We start from the raw sequence: 21,785 nt of genomic DNA on the forward strand, positions 1-21,785 counted from the left end.
CCTGCGCCGAGCCGTCCGCCGCCCGCGAGGGCCGGCGCCTCGACGGCTCGCCGCTCGACCGCCGCCTCACCCTCGACACCTTCCTCGTGGGCCGCTCCAACCAGCTCGCCCACGCCGCCGCGCTGCAGATCGCCCGCGCCCGGCCCGGCGACCCGGTGACCTTCAACCCGCTGGTGATCCACGCCGCGGTCGGCCTCGGCAAGACGCATCTGCTGCAGGCGACCGCCCACGCGGTGGAGTCGTCCGGGCGGCGCGTGACCTATCTCACCGCCGAAAAATTCATGTTCGACTTCGTGGCGGCGCTGAAAGCCCAGACCGCGCTCACCTTCAAGGAGCGGTTGCGGGCGATCGACCTTCTGATCATCGACGACCTTCAGTTCCTGCAGGGCAAGACGGTGCAGCAGGAGTTCGGCCACACGCTGAACGCCCTGCTCGACGGCCGCCAGCAGGTGATCGTCGCCGCCGACCGCGCCCCGTCCGAGCTTGAGAGCGTGGACGAGCGGCTGCGCTCCCGGCTCGCGGGCGGCCTGACGCTGGAGATGGGCTCGCTCGACGAGGAGCTTCGCGCCAAGATCCTGATGGAGCGGGTGTCGGCCGCGAAGGCGCTGCACACCAAGTTCGACGTGCCGGCGGACGTGATCGCCTTCGTCGCCCGCACCGTCACGGCCAACGGCCGCGACTTGGACGGCGCCGTCAACCGCCTGCTCGCCCACAACACGCTCACCGGCGCGCCGATCAGCGTGGAGATGGCCGAGATCGCTCTCCGCGACCTGGTGCGGCAGGTGGAGCCGAAGCGCGTGAAGATCGAAGACATCCAGCGCATCGTCGCCAAGCACTACAATGTCAGCCGGGCGGACATCCTGTCCTCCCGCCGCACCCAGACCGTGGTGCGCCCCCGGCAGGTGGCAATGTACCTGTCGAAGCAGATGACGCTGCGGTCGCTGCCGGAGATCGGCCGCCGCTTCGGCGGGCGCGACCACACCACCGTGCTGCACGCGGTGCGCAAGATCGACGGCCTGGTCGCGACCGACCAGACGCTGTCGGACGAGGTCGAGCTGCTGAAGCGCCTGCTGCTGGACTGAGCCTCCCCAAGCCCCGAACGAGCGCCTTTTCCAGCCCGCCCGGACCCGCCTTTCGGCGCGTTGACTTCGCAGGCGCAGCACGCCTACTGTCCGCCGCGTTCCCGCCCGCCCGCCTGATCGGGCGGGGTCCGGGGCCCGCGCCGGTCCCGGCGCCGCGGCCCCGTGTTGAGCCACACACGTTCCGAGGTCATCGACGCGATGAAGGTACTCGTCCCCGTCAAGAGAGTGGTCGACTACAACGTCAAGATCCGCGTCAAACCGGACGGGTCGGGCGTCGAGCTCGCCAACGTCAAGATGTCGATGAATCCCTTCGACGAGATCGCGGTCGAGGAAGCGCTGCGTCTCAAGGAAGCCGGCAAGGCGACCGAGGTGGTGGTGGTGTCCATCGGCCCGGCGCAGGCGGCCGAGACCATCCGCACCGGCCTCGCCATGGGCGGCGACCGCGGGATCCTCGTCAAGGTCGACGGGACCGTTGAGCCGCTGGCGGTGGCGAAGATCCTCGCCAAGGTGGTCGAGGAGGAGCAGCCCGGCCTCGTCATTCTCGGCAAGCAGGCGATCGACGACGACTGCAACCAGACCGGCCAGATGCTGGCGGCGCTGCTGGGCTGGCCCCAGGGCACCTTCGCCTCCAAGGTGGCGCCGGAAGGCGACGCCGTGGCGGTGACCCGCGAGGTGGACGGCGGCCTGCAGACCGTTTCGCTCAAGCTGCCGGCGGTGGTGACCACCGACCTGCGCCTGAACGAGCCGCGCTACGCCTCGCTGCCCAACATCATGAAGGCGAAGAAGAAGCCGATCGCCGAAAAGGCGGCCGCCGACTACGGCGTGGACGTGACGCCGCGCCTGACCGTGCTGAAGACCTCGGAGCCGGCGAAGCGGCAGGCGGGCGTCAAGGTCGGCTCGGTGTCCGAGCTGGTGCAGAAGCTGAAGAGCGAAGCGGGAGTGATCTGACCCATGACGACCCTGCTTCTCGCCGACCATCACGAAGACGCCCTCGGCGACGCCACCGCCAAGGCGCTGACCGCCGCGGCGGCGCTTGGCGCGCCGGTGCACATCCTCGTCGCCGGCAAGGCGCCGAGGGCTGCGGCCGAAGCCGCCGCCACGCTCGCGGGCGTGGAGAAGGTGCTCGTCGCCTCGGGCGACCAGTACGCCCACGGCCTGGCCGAGCCCTTCGCCGAGCTGATCCTTGGCCTGATCGGCTCCTACGACGCGCTGGTCGCCTCGTCTTCGACCACGGGCAAGAACATCCTGCCCCGCGTCGCGGCCAAGCTCGACGTGATGCAGATCTCCGACATCACCAAGGTCGAGGCGCCGGACACCTTCGAGCGCCCGATCTACGCCGGCAACGCGCTGCAGACCGTGAAGACCTCGGACGCCACGAAGGTCATCACCGTGCGCACCTCCGCCTTCCAGGCGACGGGCGACGGCGGCTCGGCCGTGATCGAGGACGTGGCGGCGGCGGCCGATCCGGCGCTGTCGTCCTTCGTGGGCGAGGACCTGACCCAGTCCGACCGGCCCGAGCTCGGCTCGGCCAAGGTCATCGTCTCCGGCGGCCGCGCGCTCGGCTCCAAGGCGAAGTTCGAAGAGGTGATCGAGCCGCTCGCGGACGCCTTCGGCGCGGCGATCGGCGCGAGCCGCGCGGCGGTCGACGCGGGCTACGCCCCGAACGACCAGCAGGTCGGCCAGACCGGCAAGATCGTGGCGCCGGACCTCTACGTGGCGCTCGGCATCTCCGGCGCGATCCAGCACCTCGCCGGCATGAAGGACTCCAAGGTCATCGTGGCCATCAACAAGGACGAGGACGCGCCGATCTTCCAGGTGGCGGATTACGGCCTGGTGGCGGACCTTTTCACCGTCGCTCCGGAGCTGCAGGCGGAAATCGCCAAGGCCAAGTGACGCCCGCCTTTCGAGGCGCTAGAACTGGCATGCCTGCGGCGCTGGATTCTTGTGCGCCGCAGCACATAATCGGGTTCCGGCCGCCTCCCGCGGCCGGAACGGCATGACGGACGACGACGGCCAGGCGGTGAAGATGGCGACGGAGATTCGCAAGATCGGCGTGATCGGAGCCGGGCAGATGGGCAGCGGCATCGCCCATGTCTGCGCGCTCGCCGGCGTCGACGTCCGTTTCAACGACATTTCGGCGGACCGCCTCGCCGCCGCCCGCGAGCTGATCGACGGCAATCTGAGGCGCCAGGTCTCCAAGGGCGCGATCAGCGACGCCGACCGCGCCGCGGCGCTCGAGCGCATCGTGACCGCGCCGACCTACGCCGATCTCGGCGCCTGCGATCTGGTGATCGAGGCCGCGACCGAAGACGAGCAGGTCAAGCGCAAGATCTTCTCGGAGCTGTGTCCGGTGCTGAAGCCGGAGACGATGGTGGCGACCAACACCTCGTCCATCTCCATCACCCGGCTCGCCGCCTCCACCGACCGGCCGGAGCGGTTCATCGGCATTCACTTCATGAATCCGGTGCCGCTGATGCAGCTGGTGGAGCTGATCCGCGGCATCGCGACCGAGGACGAGACCTTCGACAGCGCCAGGGCGCTGATCGACCGGCTGGGCAAGACGGTCGCGGTGTCGGAAGACTTCCCGGCCTTCATGGTCAACCGCATCCTGCTGCCCATGATCAACGAGGCGATCTACACGCTGTACGAGGGCGTCGGCTCGGTGGACGCCATCGACACCGCCATGAGGCTCGGCGCCAACCATCCCATGGGCCCGCTGCAGCTGGCGGACTTCATCGGCCTCGACACCTGCCTGTCCATCATGCAGGTGCTCTACGAGGGGCTGGCGGACTCCAAGTACCGTCCCTGCCCGCTGCTGGTGAAATATGTCGAGGCCGGCTGGCTTGGCCGGAAGACCCAGCGCGGCTTCTACGACTACCGCGGCGCGGAGCCGGTGCCGACGCGCTGATTCGCGCGATCGGCGGTATTTTGGGACCACCTTTAATCCCGCGTTAAAGTCTGACGGGCGAGGGTCGCGACGGTTCGACCGGAGATCGCCCCTATGGACGTCAGCTCTCTCGCCGCCTCGGCGGTCGCCTCCAAGTCCCAGCAGACCCGGGACGGCTTCACCATCGCCGCGCTCAAGATCGCGAACGAGCAGCAGCAGATGGTCGCGAATCTCGTGGCCCAGGTGGCCGAGACCACCAAGGCCCAGACGCCCGCGGGCGTCGGCTCGATCGTCGACGTGACCGCCTGACGGCCACGCCGGCGCGGTCCCCGATCACGCCACGAACTTGAGGCCGAGCACGCCGGCCACGATCAGGCCGATGCAGGCGAGCCGCACCGGCTCCACCGGATCGTTGAACAGAATCATGCCGACGATCGTCGCCCCCGCGGCGCCGATGCCGGTCCAGACCGCGTAGCCGAGGCCGATCGGCAGCGTCTTCAGCGCAAGCCCCAGCAGCGTGAGGCTGCAGGCGAGCGCGACCGCCGTCACCACGGTCGGTCCGAGCTTGGTGAAGCCTTCGGAGTATTTCAGGCTGGTCGCCCAGATGATTTCGGTCAGTCCCGCAAGCAGCAGATAGGTCCATCCCATGGGGTGGAGCTCCAGTCCGGTCGGTGGGGTCGTCCCCGCAAGAAACGGAAGCCGCGCGGCGCCGTCGCCTGCGCGGAACGCGCGCATCCCCTCAAAATTGCGAGTTGGCCGAAGACAGAGCTTGTGAAGGGACGACCGCTTTCGTTAGCGTAGGAGATCGTTTCTTCATAAGAAAGCTGGCATGGCACGAAAATCCGCCACCGCCGCCGCGCCGGCCTTCGATGAGGCCGCCGCCGCCCAGGACGAGGTCTACGTCACGGGCTCCGGCGCGCCCGCCGCCGCCGACCGGCGCACGCTGGAACAGGCGATCGGCCTGCAGATCCGCCATCACCGCAAGCTGATGGGCCTCACCGTGGCGGAGCTCGCCGGCGCCGCGACGGTGTCCACCGGCATGCTGTCGAAGATCGAGAACGGCCAGATCTCGCCGTCGCTGTCGACGCTGCAGACGCTCGCCTCCGCGCTCAACATGCCGATCAGCCTGCTGTTCTCCGAGTTCGAGGAGCGGCGCGACTGCTCCTACGTGCCGGCCGGACAAGGCGTGGTGATCCAGCGGCGCGGCACCAAGGTCGGGCACAATTACGAGCTGCTCGGGCACATGCTGGGCGGGGCCATCGCCTGCGAGCCCTATCTCATCACCCTCACCGAGGACGCCGCCCCCTACACCGCCTTCCAGCACGAGGGGACGGAGCTGATCTACATGCTCTCGGGCGAGGTGATCTACGCCCATGCGGGCAACAGCTACCATCTGAAGCCCGGCGACACGCTGCTGTTCGATTCCGGCGCGCCCCACGGGCCGGAGAAGCTGGTGGTGAAGCCGATGACCTATCTCTCGATCATCATGTACGAGAAGGACTGACGGCCGTCCGACCGACCGCGCGCTCGGGCCGAGCGCGCATGCGACACGCGCGGAACACCGTCCGGCGGGCCGGGACCGGAGCCTCGCGGACAGCTCTTTCCCGACGGTTTCGGCCGTCTGGCCCCCGGCGGAAGTGAACCGCACCACGCCGGACACGCGGCCTGCGGGGGCCCCCCTCCCCCGCGGCCGTCGCTGCGCCGCCCGCCCACTTTGCGGCGCTGCCGAAGTTTCCTCTGCAGAAATTTTTTTTCACGCAGATTGACGTGGGCAGGCCACGGAGATAGCGTCCTCCAACGAGCCCGAGGGGCTGCAAGAGATGGGAGCGCCAGCGTCATGTGCGGCATTGTCGGACTGTTTCTGAAGGACAAGTCGCTCGAGCCTCAGCTCGGCGCGCTGCTGAGCGGCATGCTCGGCACCATGTGCGGCCGCGGGCCGGACTCCGCCGGCTTCGCCGTCTACGGCGCCGGTGAAAAGGGCGAGACCAAGCTCACCCTGCGCGCCGCCGAAGGCTACGACTTCGCGGCGCTGGCCGCGAAGCTCGGCGACGGCCTCGACGTCACCACCCGCGGCACCCATGCGGTGCTGGCCGTCCCGGCCGGCCGCGAGGCGGAGATCCGCGCCAAGCTCGCCGAGATCGCCCCGGACGTGACCGTGGTCGGCGCCGGCGCCCGCATGGAGCTGTACAAGGAGGTCGGCATGCCGACGGACGTCGCCGTCCGCTTCGACCTCGCCAAGATGACCGGCACCCATGGCGTGGCCCACACCCGCATGGCGACCGAAAGCGCGGTGACCACCAACGGCGCGCATCCGTTCTCCACCGGGCTCGACCAGTGCCTGGTGCACAACGGCTCGCTCTCCAACCACCGCACCGTGCGCCGCAACCTCGAGAAGGCCGGCGTGAAGGTGCAGACCGAGAACGACAGCGAAGTGGCCGCCGGCTACCTGACCTGGCGCATGCAGGAAGGCCGCTCGCTCGGCGAGGCGCTCGAGGACTCGCTGAACGACCTCGACGGCTTCTACACCTTCGTGGTGGGCACCGAGAGCGGCTTCGGCGTGCTGCGCGATCCCATCGCCTGCAAGCCCGCCGTGATGGCGGAGACCGACCAGTACGTGGCCTTCGGGTCGGAGTACCGGGCGCTCGCGGGCCTGCCGGGCATCGAGAACGCCAAGATCTTCGAGCCGGAGCCGGCCAAGGTCTATTTCTGGGACCGCGCCGCGGCCTGACGACGACAACACCGAACCGGGGGCGCCGCTCATGAACGCGAGCACGCAAAGCCATTCCTTCGACCTCGCCGCGGGCAAGGTCCGTGATCTGAACGCCGCCCTACACGCGCTGAAGGACGGCTCCAACGCCTCCCTGTGGCGGGTGTCGAACCCGCGTGGCCTGCACGCCGTCGCGGCGGGCCTCGACGCCCCCGTCACCGTCGAGATCGACGGTCCGGTCGGCTACTACTGCGCCGGCATGAACAAGCAGGCGACCGTGATCGTGCGCGGCAACGCCGGCGTCGGCGTGGCCGAGAACATGATGTCCGGCCGCGTCGAGATCGAGGGCGACGCCAGCCAGTCGGCGGCGGCCACCGCCCATGGCGGCCTGCTGGTGGTGCGCGGCTCCGCCGGCGCCCGCTGCGGCATCTCCATGAAGGGCGTCGACATCGTGGTCGGCGGCTCCATCGGCCACATGTCGGCCTTCATGGCCCAGGCCGGCACGCTGACGGTGCTCGGCGACGCCGGCGAGGCGCTCGGCGACTCCATCTACGAGGCGCGGCTCTACGTGCGCGGCTCGGTGACGAGCCTCGGCGCCGACTGCGTCGAGAAGGAGATGCGCGACGAGCACAAGGCGCAGGTGTTCGAGAAGCTGAAGGCCGCCGGCCTCGACGGCCAGGTCGATCCTTCCGACTTCAAGCGCTACGGCTCGGCCCGCACGCTCTACCACTTCCACGTCGACAACGCGTCCGCGTACTGAGGAGCGACAGGCCATGAACGAGCACGTCAAGTCCCCGGCGGCCCCGCGCACCCTCCCCCGCGAGAGCGCCACCTTCGACGCCTACACCCTGTCCGAGATCCGCCGCGCGGCGGCGACCGGCATCTACGACATCCGCGGCGCCGGCGCGAAGCGGAAGCTGCCCCACTTCGACGACCTGCTGTTCCTCGGCGCGTCCATGTCGCGCTATCCGCTCGAGGGCTACCGCGAGAAGTGCGGCACCGGCGTGGTGCTCGGCGACCGCTTCGCCAAGAAGCCGATCGAGCTCAAGATCCCGGTCACCATCGCCGGCATGAGCTTCGGCTCGCTGTCGGGCCCCGCCAAGGAAGCGCTCGGCCGCGGCGCGAGCGCGGTCGGCACCTCCACCACCACCGGCGACGGCGGCATGACCCAGGAGGAGCGCGGCCACTCCAAGACACTGGTCTATCAATACCTGCCCTCGCGCTACGGCATGAACCCGGACGACATCCGCAAGGCGGACGCCATCGAGGTGGTGGTCGGCCAGGGCGCCAAGCCCGGCGGCGGCGGCATGCTGCTCGGCCAGAAGATTTCGCCCCGCGTCGCCAAGATGCGCACCCTGCCCGAAGGCATCGACCAGCGCTCCGCCTGCCGCCATCCCGACTGGACCGGCCCGGACGACCTCGAGATCAAGATCGAGGAGCTGCGCGAGATCACCGACTGGGAGAAGCCGATCTACGTGAAGGTCGGCGCGGCGCGCCCCTATTACGACACCGCGCTCGCGGTGAAGGCCGGCGCCGACGTGGTGGTGGTCGACGGCATGCAGGGCGGCACCGCCGCCACGCAGGAGGTGTTCATCGAGCATGTGGGCATCCCGACGCTCGCCGCCATCCGTCAGGCGGTGAAGGCGCTGCAGGAGCTCGGCATGCACCGCAAGGTGCAGCTCATCGTCTCCGGCGGCATCCGCAACGGCGCGGACGTGGCCAAGGCGCTGGCGCTCGGCGCCGACGCGGTGGCCATCGGCACCGCCGCCCTGGTGGCGCTCGGCGACAACGACCCGAAGTGGGAAAGCGAGTACGAGGCCATCGGCTCCAAGGCCGGCGCCTATGACGACTGGCACGAGGGCCGCGACCCGGCCGGCATCACCACCCAGGACCCGGAGCTGATGAAGCGTCTGGATCCGATCATCGCCGGCCGCCGCCTCGCCAACTTCCTGTCGGTCATGACGCTGGAGGCGCAGACCATCGCCCGCGCCTGCGGCAAGAGCCACGTCCACAACCTCGAGCCCGAGGATCTGGTGGCGCTGACCATCGAAGCCGCCGCCATGGCGCAGGTGCCGATCGCCGGCACCGACTGGATCCCCGGCCTGACCGGGCGTTTCTGACACGAACGATAAAAGGCCCGTCGAACCAGCCGTCGGGGCCAACCCCGGCGGCGACGGGCCGCCAGGGTTGGAAACGGTCGGGAGACGGCTGTGAACTTTCAACATCGACCCCAGAACGGGGCGCTCGAGGGGACCGCGATGGCGATCGATCTTCAGGAGGCCGCACGGGATCGCGGCATCAAGTATTTCCTGATCTCATACACTGACCTTTTCGGCGCCCAGCGCGCCAAGCTGGTTCCTGCGGCCGCGATCGGCGGCATGCAGAAGGCCGGCGCCGGCTTCGCCGGTTTCGCCACCTGGCTCGACATGAGCCCGTCGGACAGCGACCTGTTCGCCAAGCCCGACCCGGAGAGCCTGATCCAGCTGCCGTGGAAGCCGGAGGTGGGCTGGCTGGCCTCCGATCTCTGGATGGACGGCAAGGAGGTGGAGCAGGCTCCGCGCAACCTCCTGAAGCGGCTGATCGCCCGGTCCGGCCATGAGATGAAGTCGGGCATCGAGCCCGAGATGTTCCTCGTGAACGCCGACGGCACCCAGATCTCGGACCCGTCCGACACCGCCGAAAAGCCCTGCTACGACCAGCAGGCCCTGATGCGGCGCTACGACGTGATCACCGAAATCTGCGACGCGATGGTCCAGCTCGGCTGGAAGCCGTACCAGAACGACCACGAGGACGCGAACGGCCAGTTCGAGATGAACTGGAACTACGGCCCGGCGCTGCAGACCGCCGACCAGCACGCCTTCTACAAGTTCATGGCGCGGTCGATCGCCGAGAAGCACGGGCTGCGCGCCACCTTCATGCCGAAGCCCTTCGTGAACCTCACCGGCTCGGGCTGCCACGCCCATGTGTCGCTGTGGGACGGCAAGAAGAACCTGTTCGAAGACCCCGCCGGCGAGCTCGGCGTCAGCGAGCTGGGCTACCACTTCATCGGCGGCCTGATGCACAACACCGACGCCATCTGCGCGCTCACCAACCCGACGGTGAACTCCTACAAGCGCATCAACGCGCCCCGCACGGCCTCCGGCGCGACCTGGGCCCCGAACTCGATCACCTACACCGGCAACAACCGCACGCACATGATCCGGATCCCGGACGCGGGCCGGTTCGAGTTCCGCCTCGGCGACGGCGCGGCCAACCCCTATCTCCTGCAGGCGGCGATCCTGGCGGCCGGCCTCGACGGCATCGAGAACAAGCGCGATCCCGGCAAGCGGCTCGACATCAACATGTACACGGACGGCCACACCGTCACGGACTGCAAGAAGCTGCCGCTCAACCTGCTGGACGCGATCCGGACCTTCGAGTCCTCGCCCGCCACGAAGGCGATGTTCGGCGAGGAGTTTGTCGGCGCCTACGCCAAGCTCAAGACGGTGGAGTGGAACAACTACGCCCGCCACCTGACCCAGTGGGAGCGGGACAACACGCTCGACTGCTGACCGTTCCGCCCCGAACGCAAGGCAGCCTGCGAGGGCGCCGGAGCCGATCCCAGCGGCTCCGGCGCTTTCTCGCATGTGCCTCAGGCGTCTCGCAAAGCTGTGACGCCGCCTGATTCGACTCCTTGCCGCATTGGCGCCACAGTTTCGCCAAGGGGCCGCAGAGCCCGCGTCATGAGGCGTCGTCGTCATGTTGAAGCGTGTTCTCGCCTGCGCCGCCCTCGCGGGCGGGCTGGCCGCGGCTGTTCCGGCCGAGGCCACCGTGGTCGCCCAGATCAGCCTGTCCCAGCAGCGCATGGACGTGGTGGTGAACGGCGCCCGCGCCTATTCCTGGCCGGTCTCCACCGCCCGGCGCGGCTACGTCACCCCGACCGGCTCCTACCGGCCGACCCGCACCGCCCGCATGTGGTACTCGCGCAAATACGACATGTCGCCGATGCCCTATTCGGTGTTCTTCCGCGGCGGCTACGCCATCCACGGCACGACCTATGTGCGCTCGCTCGGCCGGCCCGCGAGCCATGGCTGCGTGCGGCTGCACACCGCCAACGCCGCCATCCTCTACAATCTGGTGCAGAAGAAGGGGTTCGGCGCGGCCCGGGTGGTCATCCGCCCCTGAGGACGCCGCCGGCGCCCGTCCCGCGCCGTCTCAAACCCGCGCGCGCAGCTCCGCCTTCCGCCCGTCGTCCATGAACGGGCAGGCGTCGATCAGGCGCGTCAGGTCGATCGGCCGGGGCGCCGGCCGGGCGCGGGCGGCGAGAGCGTCGAGCGCCGTCTCCGCCGTCACCTGTTCGGCCACGGCGTCGTCGAGGCCGACCGAGGCGAAGTAGTCGCGGAACTTGAGGCCGTCGCCCTTCACCCGGTCGCCGAACGACACCCATACCGCCGGCACGCCATAAGCCTGCGCCGCGATCAGCCCGTGCAGCGAGCTGGACACGATGGCGCGGCAGGACAGGATGTCGTCGATCACCGCGTGCAGCCCGCCGTTGATGTCGATCTCCTTGACCCGCAGGCCCTCCGGCGCGGCCGGCAGGGCCGCCACGCCCCGGTCGCGCACATGGAGGATGACGCCGACGTCGTGCATTACGGCGACCTCCGGCCGGTAGAGCAGCGGAAACAGCGCGGCCGGATCGCCATAGACCTCCGGGCACGGCACGCCCTGCGCCAGCAGCATGGCGCGGCTAAGCGGCCCGCGCACCGCGCAGACGCGCCGGGGCGCCTCCCGGACGTGGCTCTGGGCCGAGATGAAGCCTGTGCCCCAGACCACCGCGCGGGCCGACGCCTGCGCCAGATGGCTGCCGATGACCATGTAGATCTCGTCCGCGCCGTCCTCGGCCTGCGTCTTCGCGGCCGGGCGCACCGGGCGTCCGGACAGACGCTCCACCAGCGTCGGGTTGAGCATGTCGCCCCAGTTGTTCCGCACCAGCTCCGTCTGGGGCCACAGCACGGCCAGCGGGCGTGGCGCCTCGGGCGCGGGCCCTGACGCCGCGTCCCAGGCGGGGGTGGTGCGCAGCACGCGGTCGGCGACCAGCCCGGCCGAACCGGTGAAGCGGCGCGTGGCCTCCGAGCGCAGCGAGCGGCTGTCCGGCGTGTCGAGCCGACCATACTGCGCGTAGGACTGGGATGCGGAGGCGTATTGGCGCTCGTCGGCGATGCGGGAGGCGCGCTCGAAGAAATCCGGCCGGAACTTGTAGTGCAGCAGCGCCATGCCCACCGACGACACCCGCGCCGGCGAAGCCCGGTGCGAGGCGCGCACATGCTCCACCACGCCGCCGCCCCGAAGCCCGGAGCATTTGGTCAGATGATCGTCGGGCGCGTCCAGCAGCCGTCCGCGCGGCCCGCCCCGGTAGGAGAGATAGGGGCAGAACACCACCGGCGTCGGCTCGGGCGGCCGGTCGTAGCAGATGGAGACTGCGACGAAATCGTCGGCCTGAAGCTGATCGGACGTCTCCGGATACATGTCGAGCATGAAGCCCGCCAGCACGTCAGCGCCCTCCGCCTGCATGTGGCGCCAGAGGTCGGCGACCGGCCGGGTCTCGTACTGCGGGTAGACGAGATGCTCGTCCGCGTCGACGCGCAGGCAGAGCGTGTTCGCGTAGGCCGGGCGCGCGATCAGCGGATTGATCCAGGCGTTGCCGGCTTCCGCCCGGCGGAACGGCGCGAAGGTGCGGTGTAGCTCCACGTCCGGCTGCGCGAGCAGGTGCTCGAAGCTGCCGTCGGTGGAGCCGTTGTCCACCATCACGAAGCGCGTCACGCCAAGGCCGCGGTAGTGCCGCAGGAAGGCCGGCAGCACCACGCGCTCGTTGCGCAGCTGGCAGAACACCACCACGTCCGGCGGCGGATCCGGCAGCAGGCGGACGCTGTCGAGCTCGTCGGTGCGGTCGCGATACGCCGTCATGCGCCGCCGCCGCCAGTAGGACGCCCGCGCCGCCTCCACATCGCCCGCGCGGACCGCCCGCCATTCCAGCAGCTCGCCGATCAACGGCGGCGCGCTCGGCCAGTCGCGGACGCTCGCCGTGAGCCCGTCCACCACCGCCTCGGCCTCGGCTAGCCGTTCGGTCTCGATCAGCGCGGTGGCGAGGCGGACGCGCGTGGACAGGCCGCGCGGGCTGTCGGGATAGGCCGCGATCGCCCGGTCCGCCTTGCGGGCGGAGCTCAGGCGCTCCTCCGCGGACGGGCGCTCCCGCTTCAGCACCTCGCCCAGAAGCGCCTCACGCGCGGGAGAGCCCGCCGCCTCCATGAGACGATGGCGAAAGGCGTCCGAGAAGAACCAGGAGCGCGAACGAAACAGGGCCGTCGCCAATGCAAGGTATTTGTCGTCCGGCAGCGGCACGTCCGCCGCATCCCTGATGAAGGCGACAAGATCGTCGTCGTCGCCATACTGCATGAGATAGTCGGCTCTCCTCCGCAGGACGCTGGGATCGCCGGGATGCCTCTCGTGTGCGAGCGAGATCGCGCCGAGAGCCGCCGCTTCGTCAAAGTTCAGCAGATGCACGTCAATCTGCCCGACCGAACCGAGCGGATGCCTGGGCTGGAGGCGGGACAGGACGGCGAAATCCGCGAACGCGTCCATAAGGCGCCCCGCTGCGGTCGCGCCCCGGGCGCGCGCCGCGCGCAGCTTGATCTCGCCCGGGCGATTGGGCCCGATCTGCAGCGCGGCGTCGAGAACGGCGCGCGCCGCGGCGTGATCGTGCAGCACCGCGTGCAGCCGCGCCTCCTCCAGCGCGCCGCGAAACTCGCCGCCGGGCGTCGTCGGGAGCCGGCGATAGGCGGCGAACGCCTCGGGGATGCGTCCGGCCTGCTCCAGAGCCGCGCCGAAGGCGAGCCAATCCTCACCGTCGAGGCCGAACTGATCCTCACTCCGCCGCCAGAGCGCGACGGCGGCGGCGAAGTCGCCGCGCTTGCCCGCCTCGAGGGCGCCCTGCGCGAGGCGCCGGCGCTCGTCGTCCGCGTCCGCCTGCGGACGGGGGGCCGTCGTCTCAGTCATGCCATGTCGCCTTCACGAGGATCGCGCGACAGAAGGACGGCCGCGCGCAGCCCGTCAAGCGCAGAGCCATCGGGACCGCGGCGGCGCTCACCCGAACGCGGCCTCGTAGGTCTCCGGCTTGAAGCCCACCAGCAGGTCGCCCGCGCCCTCCACCACCGGACGCTTGATCAGCGTGGGCTTCGCCGCCATCAGCGCCAGCGCCTTCGCTTCGTCGAGCCCGGCCTTCTCGTCCTCGCCCAATTGGCGGAATGTGGTCCCGGCGCGGTTGAGCAGCCGCTCCCAGCCCACCTCGCCCGCCCAGGCGGCGAGCCGATCCGGCGCGGCGCCCTCGGCCTTGAAGTCGTGAAACGTGTAGGCGACGCTGCGCGCGTCCAGCCAGGCCCGCGCCTTGCGGACGGTGTCGCAGGTCTTGATGCCGTATAGCGCGACCACCCTGGTTCTCCCTCTCGTCACGGAGCGCGACCTTGACCGATGCGGCCCCGACCGCGCAACCCGGCCATGCGGTCCGCCTCGACGCGCTGCTCGTGGGCGCGCTGGCGCCGCTCGGCCCCCGCGCCGCGCCGAGCGGCATCGCCAAATCTCCGGTGAACCGCCCGCTCGCGCTCGGCCCGCTCGGCTTCGAGGGCGACGCGCAGGGCGATCTGCGCGTCCATGGCGGGCCGGACAAGGCGGTCCATCACTATCCGTTCGAGCATTACGCCGCGTGGAGCGACGACATCGGCCCGCATCCGCTGTTGTCCGCGCCCGGCGCTTTTGGGGAGAACCTTTCCACCCGCGGCCTGACGGAGGAGACGGTGGCGCTCGGCGACCTGTTCCGGCTTGGGACCGCGCTCGTCGAGGTGTCGCAGGGGCGCCAGCCGTGCTGGAAGCTGAACGCCCGGTTCGGGCGGCCCCGGCTTGCGGCCGAGGTGCAGGCGAGCGGGCGGACCGGCTGGTACTACCGGGTGCGGGAGCCGGGCGTGGTCGCCCCCGGCGACGCGCTCACGTTGCTGGAGCGCCCGACGCCCGACTGGCCGCTCCGCCGGCTGTGGCGCATCCTCTATGTGGAGACGCTGGACCGGGACGAGCTCGCCGCCATGGCGGCCCTGCCCGGCCTGCCGGACGGCTGGCGCCGCCACGCCGAGCGTCGTCTCGCCTCCGGGCGGGTGGAGGACTGGGCGCCGCGGCTCGAGGGCGCGTGAGCGCCGTCAGCGGCGATAGTCGTCCTCGAGGCGGATGATGTCGTCCTCGCCGAGATAGCTGCCGGTCTGGACCTCGATGATCTCCAGCGGGATCACGCCCGGATTGGAGAGCCGATGGGACACGCCGATCGGCACGTAGACCGACTCGTTCTCGTGCAGCATCCGGTCCACGCCGTCGAGCGTCACCTGCGCTGCGCCCCGGACCACGATCCAGTGTTCGGCGCGGTGGATGTGGCGCTGGAGCGAGAGCCGCCGCTTGGGCTTGACGGTGATGCGTTTCACCTGAAAGCGCGGGCCGTCGTCGATGATCTGGTAGGAGCCCCAAGGCCGGTGGGACAGCACGCTGCGCAGCGCCGTGGGCTCGCCCCGGCGGGTGAGTTCGGCCACCAGCGTCTTGATGCCGTCGGCCCGGTCGCGGGTGGTGACCACCACCGCGTCCTGGGTCGCGACCACCACCGCGTCGGTCATGCCGACCACCGCGGTCATGGGCTTTTCCGAGCGCACGTAGCAGTTGACGCTGTCGATCGCGGCGGTGGGGCCGACCAGCGCGTTGCCGGCGCGGTCGTGCGGCGCGATCTCCCACAGCGCGGCCCAGCCGCCCACGTCCGACCAGCCGAAGGCGGCCGGCGTGCCGGCGGCGAACGCGGTGCGCTCCATCACCGCGAAATCGATCGACTTCGCGTCGGCGAGCCCGAAGGCCGCGGCGTCGAGCCGCAGGAAGTCGAGATCCTGCGCCGCCTTGTCGGCGGCCACCCGCGCCGGCCCCGCGATCGCGGGCGCGTGGCGGTCGAGCTCGCTCAGCAGCGTGCGGGCGAGGCACAGGAAGTTGCCCGAGTTCCAGAGGCAGCCCTCGTCGATCAGCGCCTCGGCGCGGGCCCTGTCCGGCTTCTCCTCGAAGGCCGCAACGGCGCGGACGCCGGGCGCCGCGTCCAGCGCCGCGACCGGCCGGATGTAGCCGTAGCGGGAGGTGGGCTCGGTCGGCGGCGCGCCGAAGGTGACGATGCGCCCGGCCTGCGCCGCCGGCGCGCCGGTCCCGACCGCCTCCAGAAACGCCTCGGTGTCGAGGATCACATGGTCGGAGGCGAGCACGAGGATGGTGGCGTCATGGCCCTGCAGCTCGGCGAGGCGCGCGGCGGCGCCGATCGCGGCGGCGGAGTCCTTGCGGGCCGGCTCCAGCGCGATCGTGGCCTGAACGCCGATCTGGGCCATCTGCTCGGCCACGATGAAGCGGTGCTCGGCGTTGGCGACGATGATCGGCCGGCCGAACCGGGCCGGGTCCGTCACCCGCAGGACGGTGTCCTGCAGCAGGGTGCGGTCGCCCGCGAGCGCTAGGAACTGCTTCGGATAGCTCTCGCGCGAGGCGGGCCAGAGGCGCGAGCCGGAACCGCCGCACAGGACGACCGGGATGATTCGGTTTTCCGACACGGGCGCTCCTGATCTCGAAGGGCGGCCAGCATAGAGCAGGAGCGCGACGGCCACGACCGGCGGCTGGGCCGGCGCGGCCGGCATCTCGCCGTATGTTTAATGCGCGTCCGCCTCGGCGGTCTCTTTCGCGGCCTCGGCCTTTATGCGCTCCGGCAGCGCGCGGATGATGGCCTTGAGGTCGTCCTCCGGCACCGCGTCGGCGGCCTCGGCCACGCTCATCCAGCGCCGCTCGCGCTCGGCCTGCTCCGGCCAGGCGTCGAGCACCTCGGTGACGGCGAGCGGAAACACCTCGATGCGCAGCGCGGTGGTGCGGCCGAAGTTCACGCGCTTCACATATTTGAACACGCCGAGCGACGGCTTCAGGCCGTCGCCATAGACGCCGGCCTCCTCGAAGCCCTCGCGCGCGGCGGCGCCGAGGGGGGTGCGGCCCTTCATCGGCCAGCCCTTGGGGATGATCCAGCGCCTGGAGCGCCGCGAGGTGATCATGAGCACCTCGACGCCTTCGTCGGACACGCGAAACGGCAGGACCCCGAATTGGTCGGGCTCGATTTTCTTGTTCTTCGAGCTCTTGGCCATTCCCGTATTCGACACCCCTCAAGCTTCACGCGGCGCGGCCTCCGTTCGGAGCGTCCCCGGCGCGCGTGACGGCCGCCGCCGCGTTTCGATTCCCATGGTCCACAGGGTGGAACGTCCATACGTCCCTAACGTTTCACGACAACGACACGCGCCGTTCCCGCCTTCCGGAGACCTTATGCAGATTCGCCTTCACGGTCAGATCGCGATCGTCACCGGAGCAAGCTCGGGGATCGGACGCGCCGCGGCTCTGTCGCTCGCTCGCGCGAACGCTCGCGTGGCCGTGAATTACCACTCCGACGCCGACGCCGCCAGAGCCTTGGTCGACCAGATTCTGGCAGAGGGCGGACACGCCTTCGCCTGCAAGGCGGACATTTCCGACCCCGGCGACGTGGAGCGCCTGTTCGCGGAGACGGTGGAGCGCTGGGGCGCGGTCGACATTCTGGTGGCGAACGCCGGCCTGCAGCGAGACGCTCCCGCGGCGGAGATGGCGCTCGACGACTGGCGCCGGGTGATCGACGTCAATCTCACCGGCCAGTTCCTGTGCGCGCAGGCGGCGCTGAGGCGCTTTCGCGCGCAAGGGCGGCGGGACGTGTCGCGGGCGCTCGGCAAGATCGTGTGCGTCAGCTCCGTCCACGACGTCATCCCGTGGGCCGGCCATGTGAACTACGCCGCCTCCAAGGGCGGGGTCGCCATGCTGATGAAGACGCTGGCGCAGGAGACCGCCGGCGAGGGCGTGCGGGTGAACGCGGTTTCGCCCGGCGCGATCGCGACGCCGATCAACGCCGAGGAGACGCAAGGGCCGAACGCCGACCGGCTGCTGAAGCTGATCCCCTATGGCCGCATCGGCGACGTGGAGGACGTGGCCAACGCCGTCACATGGCTCGCCTCGGACCTCTCCGACTACGTGGTCGGAACCACGCTCTACGTGGACGGCGGCATGACGCTCTATCCGAGCTTCCGCGACAACGGCTGACGGGCGCGCCCGCCCCGCTTCGCCTCATAGGCGCCGCGCCCGCGCCATGGTAAAGCCGGATCCATGGGGATCGGTCCGCGCAGACGCAGGTTCGGGTGGCTGCGACGCTTCAGCGTCGTCGCGCTCGCCTATCTGCTGGTCGCGCAGGCAGCGCTCGCAAGCGTCGCGCCGTTCCATGTCTCGCACCAGCCGCTCGATCCGTTCTCGGTGCTCTGCGCCGTCGCGGACCATGGCGCCGCCGCCGGCGAGCATCATGCCCCGACCGACGGCGCCCGCCTCGCCTGCTGCGGGATCGGCTGCGTCGGCGCCGCCCATTTCACGCCGGCGCCGACCGCGCCGGACACGGCGCTGCGCTATCCGTCCGACCTCAGGGCGACCTCGCCCACGACCGTCGCGGACGGCGCCGCGCGGCGCGATCGGGAACGGGTCCGAAGCCCGAGGGGACCGCCGGCCACGGCGTGACGCCGCGGCCGCATGAGGCGGCCGCGACCCTTCTCTTCGCCCTGTCCTGTTCCGCTTCGCGACGCGCGCCGGCTGTCACGCCCCGGGCGGCGTCGCGCCCCTCCGGGGTTGTCTCCTCCATGCTTCGCACCCTGCTTCTGGCCGGCGTCGCGCTCTCCTGCGCGCCCGCCCTCGCCCACGCCCAGTCCGGCGAGCCCGAAATCCCCCTGCCCGAACTCAATGTGGAAGGCGCCCGCTCCGGCAGCCTCACCGCGCCCGGCCTCGACGCCACCCGGCGGGAGCTCGAACGCACGCCCGGCGCAGTCTCCGTGATCGACGCCGAGGGCTACAAGCGCTCCACGCCCGCCCTCACCGTGAAGGACGCGCTCGACTACACGCCGGGCGTGTTCGCCCAGCCCAAATGGGGCGACGACACCCGTCTTTCGATCCGGGGCTCCGGCCTGTCGCGCAACTTCCACCTGCGCGGCGTGCAGCTCTACCTGGACGGCGTTCCGATCAACACCGCCGACGGCTACGGCGACTTCCAGGAGATCGACCCGTCCGCCTACCGGCTGGTGGAGGTCTACAAGGGCGCGAACGCGCTCCGCTTCGGCGCCAACGCCATCGGCGGGGCGATCAACTTCGTCACCGCCACCGGGCGCGATCCGCAGGCGAGCGTGGCGCAGGTCGGGATCGACGTGGGCTCCTTCGGGCACGTGCGCACGCAGGCGAGCTCCGGCGGCGTCCATGGGAACGCGGACTATTTCATCACCGGCGCGTGGCAGCGCGCGGACGGGTTTCGCGACCACAGCAGCGGCGACGCCGCCCGCGTGAGCGCCAACATCGGCTACCGGCTGTCGGAGAACGTGGAGACGCGGTTCTATCTCGGCGCCAACGACATCGACCAGCGCATCCCCGGCAGCGTGAAGCGGAAGGAGGCGCTGGGATCGCCCAAGACGGCCGCCCAGAGCAATGTGGACGGCGACTATCAGCGCAACGTGGACAGCCTGCGCCTCGCCAACAAGACCACCCTGCGCATCGGCGACACGACCTCGGCGGACATCGGGCTGTTCTACAGCTACAAGCATCTCGTCCACCCGATCTTCCAGTACTTGGACTACCGCTACCGGGACTATGGCGGCTTCGCCCGCGTGACCGACGAGCGCGAGATCGGAGGCCACGCCAACCGGCTGGTCGCGGGCGTGAACCTGCATGCGGGCGAGATCGACAACCGCCAGTTCGTCAACGTGTCCGGCGGCCGCGGCGCTCCGACCTCCAGCAGCCTCGACCGCTCCACCAACCTGTCGAGCTATGTGGAGAACACCCACTACGTCCTGCCGACGGTCGGCCTCGTCACCGCGATCCAGCATCTCTACGCCACCCGCGACCGCGACGACCGCTTCCTGTCGAACGGCGACCAGTCCGGCGACAAGTCGTTCTCCGAGTTCAGCCCGAAGGTCGGCCTGCTGTGGGATTTCGCGCCCGGCGCGACCGCCTTCGCCAACGTCTCCCGCTCGGTCGAGGTCCCGAGCTTCGGCGAGAACAGCTTCCTGGTCGCCAACGCCGAACTCGCCAAGCCGCAGAAAGCCTGGACCTACGAGATCGGCGCGCGCGGCCGCTCGGAGAACCTGAACTGGGACGTCGCGGTCTACCGCATGGAGATCGACGACGAGCTGCAGTGCCGCGACCTCGGCGCGGAAGGAAGCTGCACCGTGTTCAATCTGGACAAAACCGTTCATCAGGGCGTCGAGATCGGCTTCGGCGCGGCGGTGCTCAAGGGGCTGTTCGTCAACGGCGGCGACGGCGGCCTCATCACGAAGGGCGACCGTGAAGGCGCCGCGGAGGTCGACACGCTCTGGCTGAACCTCAGCTACACGTTCAACGACTTCTACTTCGACGGCGACGACCGCGTCACTCTGGACCGTGGCCTCCCGACCGAGCGGAGAGTCGGGATAAAAGGCAACGAGCTGCCCGGCGCGCCGCGCCATTACGTGCGCGCGGAGCTGCTCTACAAGCATCCATCCGGCGTGTACGCCGGCCCGAACGTGGAATGGGCGCCGGAAGCCTATTACGTCGACAACGCCAACACTCAGAAGACCAAGGCCTACGCGCTGCTGGGCGCGAAGGTGGGCTACGACGCCGGCGGCGCGTTCTCCGCCTATGTGGAGGGCCGCAACCTGACCAACGAGAAATACATCTCCAGCGCCAGCATCGCGAATGTCGCGGACCGCGACTCGCGCCTCTACGAGCCCGGAACCGGACGCGCGGTCTACGCCGGCGTGAAGTACCGCTGGTGAGCGCCCCCCTCGCCGCCCCCTCATCGCTTTCAGCAAGGCCGACCATCATGAAACGGACGTTCCCCGCTTTGGCCCTCGCCGTCGCCGCGCTCGTCGCGGGCGGAAACCCGATCGCCGCCCACGACTACAAGGCCGGCGCGATCACGATCGACCACCCGTGGTCCCGCGCCACGCCCAAGGGCGCCAGGGTCGCCGGCGGCTATCTCACGCTCCGCAACGGCGGGGCCGAGGCCGACCGGCTGCTGTCGGTGTCCTCCGACATCGCCGCGCGCACGGAGATCCACGAGATGTCCACCGCCAACGGCACGATGACCATGCGCCCCCTGCCGGAGGGCGTGCCCGCGCCGGCCCATGGCGAGGTGGCGTTCAAGCCCGGCGGCTTCCACATCATGTTCTTCGATCTGAAGCGCCCGCTCGAAAAGGGCGAGCGCTTCGCCGGCCGCCTCACCTTCGAGAAGGCGGGCCCCGTGGACGTAGAGTTCTCCGTGGAGGCGATCGGCGCGGCGGCGCCCGGCGGCGCGGCCACGGCCCCCGCAACGCCGGAGGCGAAGGACGGCCATGCGCACTGACCGCCGACCGGAGACGCGCAGGACCCGCGCCCTCATCCCCGCCGCCGTCGCCGCTTTCGTGCTGGCGCAGGCCGCGACCGCTCAGGCCCATGTGTCGCTGGAGACCCGCGAGGCCCCGGTCGGCGCGGGCTACAAGGCCGTGTTCAAGACGCCCCACGGCTGCAAGGGCGCGCCGACCACCACGCTGCGGGTGAAAATCCCCGAGGGCGTGATCGCCGTGAAGCCGATGCCGAAGCCCGGCTGGACGCTGCAGACGGTGAAGGGGCCTTACGCCAAGACCTACGATTTCTACCACGGCGCCAAGCTGTCCGAGGGCGTGGTCGAGGTGATCTGGAGCGGCGGCGAGCTGCCGGACGCGTTCTACGACGAGTTCGTGCTGTCCGGCTTCCTCGCGCCCGACCTGCCCGTGGGCGGGACGCTCTACTTCCCCGTAGTGCAGGAGTGCCCCGGCGGGGCGGCCGAGCGCTGGATCGAGATCCCGCAAGGAGGCCAGCCGGGCGCCGCGCTCGACAAGCCCGCGCCCGGCCTGACGCTGCTGCCGAAGCGGTGACCGGCCGGCGCCCGATTCCGCTGATCGCCGTCGCGGCCCGCGCCGCGGCGGCCGTGCTGCTGTCC

The 21,785-nt window shown here is 70.3% G+C and carries 22 protein-coding genes; 17 read left to right on the top strand and 5 right to left on the bottom strand.

What is annotated here, in order from left to right:
- The 5 genes from dnaA to ACFQ4O_RS06735 form a co-directional block, all read left to right on the top strand.
- Positions 1-1,082, top strand: a 1,082-nt coding sequence (dnaA, locus tag ACFQ4O_RS06715) for a chromosomal replication initiator protein DnaA (RefSeq protein ID WP_378774907.1), incomplete at its 5' end; no start/stop codon positions are given.
- Positions 1,083-1,280: 198 nt separating this feature from the next.
- Positions 1,281-2,030, top strand: coding sequence for an electron transfer flavoprotein subunit beta/FixA family protein (locus tag ACFQ4O_RS06720; protein WP_378774908.1), 750 nt, complete (start codon positions 1,281-1,283; stop codon positions 2,028-2,030).
- A 3-nt stretch (positions 2,031-2,033) separates the two neighbouring features.
- Complete coding sequence (locus tag ACFQ4O_RS06725; protein ID WP_378774909.1) at positions 2,034-2,975, top strand: electron transfer flavoprotein subunit alpha/FixB family protein; 942 nt, start codon at positions 2,034-2,036, stop codon at positions 2,973-2,975.
- A 133-nt stretch (positions 2,976-3,108) separates the two neighbouring features.
- Positions 3,109-3,990: a 3-hydroxybutyryl-CoA dehydrogenase gene (locus tag ACFQ4O_RS06730; protein ID WP_378774928.1), complete on the top strand. Its 882-nt coding sequence runs from the start codon at positions 3,109-3,111 to the stop codon at positions 3,988-3,990.
- A 93-nt stretch (positions 3,991-4,083) separates the two neighbouring features.
- Entirely contained in the window at positions 4,084-4,278 is a 195-nt protein-coding gene (locus tag ACFQ4O_RS06735; protein ID WP_378774910.1) for a hypothetical protein, read from the top strand.
- 24 nt (positions 4,279-4,302) lie between these two features.
- On the opposite strand, the gene ACFQ4O_RS06740 is transcribed toward ACFQ4O_RS06735, so the two are convergent.
- Entirely contained in the window at positions 4,303-4,617 is a 315-nt protein-coding gene (locus tag ACFQ4O_RS06740) for a DMT family transporter (protein ID WP_378774911.1), read from the bottom strand.
- A gap of 181 nt (positions 4,618-4,798) precedes the next feature.
- Between ACFQ4O_RS06740 and ACFQ4O_RS06745 the strand changes: the two genes are divergently transcribed.
- The 6 genes from ACFQ4O_RS06745 (at position 4,799) to ACFQ4O_RS06770 (ending at position 10,840) form a co-directional block, all read left to right on the top strand.
- On the top strand, positions 4,799-5,473 hold the full coding sequence (locus ACFQ4O_RS06745) for a helix-turn-helix domain-containing protein (RefSeq protein ID WP_378774912.1): 675 nt from the start codon (positions 4,799-4,801) through the stop codon (positions 5,471-5,473).
- Between the two features lie 333 nt (positions 5,474-5,806).
- Entirely contained in the window at positions 5,807-6,697 is an 891-nt protein-coding gene (locus tag ACFQ4O_RS06750) for a class II glutamine amidotransferase (protein WP_378774913.1), read from the top strand.
- A 31-nt stretch (positions 6,698-6,728) separates the two neighbouring features.
- Positions 6,729-7,436, top strand: a complete 708-nt coding sequence (locus ACFQ4O_RS06755) for a GltB/FmdC/FwdC-like GXGXG domain-containing protein (protein WP_378774914.1) — start codon at positions 6,729-6,731, stop codon at positions 7,434-7,436.
- A 13-nt stretch (positions 7,437-7,449) separates the two neighbouring features.
- Positions 7,450-8,796: an FMN-binding glutamate synthase family protein gene (locus ACFQ4O_RS06760; protein ID WP_378774915.1), complete on the top strand. Its 1,347-nt coding sequence runs from the start codon at positions 7,450-7,452 to the stop codon at positions 8,794-8,796.
- 138 nt (positions 8,797-8,934) lie between these two features.
- A complete protein-coding gene (gene glnT / locus ACFQ4O_RS06765; protein ID WP_378774916.1) occupies positions 8,935-10,227 on the top strand; it encodes a type III glutamate--ammonia ligase in 1,293 nt (430 codons plus the stop codon).
- A 187-nt stretch (positions 10,228-10,414) separates the two neighbouring features.
- Positions 10,415-10,840 (top strand): L,D-transpeptidase, encoded by a 426-nt coding sequence (locus ACFQ4O_RS06770; RefSeq protein WP_378774917.1) that lies wholly within the window; start codon positions 10,415-10,417, stop codon positions 10,838-10,840.
- Positions 10,841-10,870: 30 nt separating this feature from the next.
- Here the strand turns inward: ACFQ4O_RS06770 and ACFQ4O_RS06775 are convergent, their stop codons facing one another.
- Together ACFQ4O_RS06775 and ACFQ4O_RS06780 are read right to left on the bottom strand one after the other, a co-directional pair.
- The gene (locus ACFQ4O_RS06775; RefSeq protein ID WP_378774918.1) at positions 10,871-13,708 is read right to left on the bottom strand and encodes a glycosyltransferase family 2 protein; all 2,838 of its coding nucleotides are present in this window, start codon (positions 13,706-13,708) and stop codon (positions 10,871-10,873) included.
- 87 nt (positions 13,709-13,795) lie between these two features.
- Entirely contained in the window at positions 13,796-14,140 is a 345-nt protein-coding gene (locus ACFQ4O_RS06780) for an arsenate reductase (protein WP_378774919.1), read from the bottom strand.
- 32 nt (positions 14,141-14,172) lie between these two features.
- Here ACFQ4O_RS06780 and ACFQ4O_RS06785 point away from each other — a divergent pair, with 32 nt between their 5' ends.
- Positions 14,173-14,889 carry an MOSC domain-containing protein gene (locus ACFQ4O_RS06785; RefSeq protein WP_378774920.1) on the top strand — a complete coding sequence of 239 codons (717 nt, stop codon included), beginning with the start codon at positions 14,173-14,175 and terminating at the stop codon, positions 14,887-14,889.
- 6 nt (positions 14,890-14,895) lie between these two features.
- Here ACFQ4O_RS06785 and ACFQ4O_RS06790 read toward each other — a convergent pair whose 3' ends face one another.
- Both ACFQ4O_RS06790 and ACFQ4O_RS06795 read right to left on the bottom strand, forming a co-directional pair.
- Positions 14,896-16,314, bottom strand: a complete 1,419-nt coding sequence (locus tag ACFQ4O_RS06790) for a mannose-1-phosphate guanylyltransferase/mannose-6-phosphate isomerase (RefSeq protein WP_378774921.1) — start codon at positions 16,312-16,314, stop codon at positions 14,896-14,898.
- A gap of 96 nt (positions 16,315-16,410) precedes the next feature.
- Positions 16,411-16,890 (bottom strand): NUDIX hydrolase, encoded by a 480-nt coding sequence (locus tag ACFQ4O_RS06795; protein ID WP_378774922.1) that lies wholly within the window; start codon positions 16,888-16,890, stop codon positions 16,411-16,413.
- 175 nt (positions 16,891-17,065) lie between these two features.
- Here ACFQ4O_RS06795 and fabG point away from each other — a divergent pair, with 175 nt between their 5' ends.
- The 5 genes from fabG to ACFQ4O_RS06820 all read left to right on the top strand — a co-directional run bounded on the left by fabG (position 17,066) and on the right by ACFQ4O_RS06820 (position 21,720).
- Positions 17,066-17,863, top strand: a complete 798-nt coding sequence (gene fabG, locus ACFQ4O_RS06800; protein ID WP_378774923.1) for a 3-oxoacyl-ACP reductase FabG — start codon at positions 17,066-17,068, stop codon at positions 17,861-17,863.
- A gap of 63 nt (positions 17,864-17,926) precedes the next feature.
- Entirely contained in the window at positions 17,927-18,325 is a 399-nt protein-coding gene (locus tag ACFQ4O_RS06805) for a hypothetical protein (RefSeq protein WP_378774924.1), read from the top strand.
- Between the two features lie 119 nt (positions 18,326-18,444).
- Positions 18,445-20,601, top strand: a complete 2,157-nt coding sequence (locus tag ACFQ4O_RS06810) for a TonB-dependent receptor family protein (RefSeq protein WP_378774925.1) — start codon at positions 18,445-18,447, stop codon at positions 20,599-20,601.
- 47 nt (positions 20,602-20,648) lie between these two features.
- The gene (locus tag ACFQ4O_RS06815; RefSeq protein WP_378774926.1) at positions 20,649-21,170 is read left to right on the top strand and encodes a copper chaperone PCu(A)C; all 522 of its coding nucleotides are present in this window, start codon (positions 20,649-20,651) and stop codon (positions 21,168-21,170) included.
- Positions 21,160-21,720 carry a YcnI family copper-binding membrane protein gene (locus ACFQ4O_RS06820; RefSeq protein WP_378774927.1) on the top strand — a complete coding sequence of 187 codons (561 nt, stop codon included), beginning with the start codon at positions 21,160-21,162 and terminating at the stop codon, positions 21,718-21,720. The genes ACFQ4O_RS06815 and ACFQ4O_RS06820 overlap by 11 nt, the downstream gene beginning before the upstream one ends.
- The last annotated feature ends 65 nt before the right edge of the window (positions 21,721-21,785 follow it).

This window comes from Methylopila musalis (assembly GCF_042679725.1).
Classification (GTDB): domain Bacteria; phylum Pseudomonadota; class Alphaproteobacteria; order Rhizobiales; family Methylopilaceae; genus Methylopila; species Methylopila musalis.

Coding starts and splice junctions, on each gene's coding strand:
- ACFQ4O_RS06720 (WP_378774908.1), top strand. CDS start 1,281: ATGAAGGTACTCGTCCCCGTCAAGAGAGTGGTCGACTACAACGTCAAG.
- ACFQ4O_RS06725 (WP_378774909.1), top strand. CDS start 2,034: ATGACGACCCTGCTTCTCGCCGACCATCACGAAGACGCCCTCGGCGAC.
- ACFQ4O_RS06730 (WP_378774928.1), top strand. CDS start 3,109: ATGGCGACGGAGATTCGCAAGATCGGCGTGATCGGAGCCGGGCAGATG.
- ACFQ4O_RS06735 (WP_378774910.1), top strand. CDS start 4,084: ATGGACGTCAGCTCTCTCGCCGCCTCGGCGGTCGCCTCCAAGTCCCAG.
- ACFQ4O_RS06740 (WP_378774911.1), bottom strand. CDS start 4,617: ATGGGATGGACCTATCTGCTGCTTGCGGGACTGACCGAAATCATCTGG.
- ACFQ4O_RS06745 (WP_378774912.1), top strand. CDS start 4,799: ATGGCACGAAAATCCGCCACCGCCGCCGCGCCGGCCTTCGATGAGGCC.
- ACFQ4O_RS06750 (WP_378774913.1), top strand. CDS start 5,807: ATGTGCGGCATTGTCGGACTGTTTCTGAAGGACAAGTCGCTCGAGCCT.
- ACFQ4O_RS06755 (WP_378774914.1), top strand. CDS start 6,729: ATGAACGCGAGCACGCAAAGCCATTCCTTCGACCTCGCCGCGGGCAAG.
- ACFQ4O_RS06760 (WP_378774915.1), top strand. CDS start 7,450: ATGAACGAGCACGTCAAGTCCCCGGCGGCCCCGCGCACCCTCCCCCGC.
- glnT (WP_378774916.1), top strand. CDS start 8,935: ATGGCGATCGATCTTCAGGAGGCCGCACGGGATCGCGGCATCAAGTAT.
- ACFQ4O_RS06770 (WP_378774917.1), top strand. CDS start 10,415: ATGTTGAAGCGTGTTCTCGCCTGCGCCGCCCTCGCGGGCGGGCTGGCC.
- ACFQ4O_RS06775 (WP_378774918.1), bottom strand. CDS start 13,708: ATGACTGAGACGACGGCCCCCCGTCCGCAGGCGGACGCGGACGACGAG.
- ACFQ4O_RS06795 (WP_378774922.1), bottom strand. CDS start 16,890: ATGGCCAAGAGCTCGAAGAACAAGAAAATCGAGCCCGACCAATTCGGG.
- fabG (WP_378774923.1), top strand. CDS start 17,066: ATGCAGATTCGCCTTCACGGTCAGATCGCGATCGTCACCGGAGCAAGC.
- ACFQ4O_RS06805 (WP_378774924.1), top strand. CDS start 17,927: ATGGGGATCGGTCCGCGCAGACGCAGGTTCGGGTGGCTGCGACGCTTC.
- ACFQ4O_RS06810 (WP_378774925.1), top strand. CDS start 18,445: ATGCTTCGCACCCTGCTTCTGGCCGGCGTCGCGCTCTCCTGCGCGCCC.
- ACFQ4O_RS06815 (WP_378774926.1), top strand. CDS start 20,649: ATGAAACGGACGTTCCCCGCTTTGGCCCTCGCCGTCGCCGCGCTCGTC.
- ACFQ4O_RS06820 (WP_378774927.1), top strand. CDS start 21,160: ATGCGCACTGACCGCCGACCGGAGACGCGCAGGACCCGCGCCCTCATC.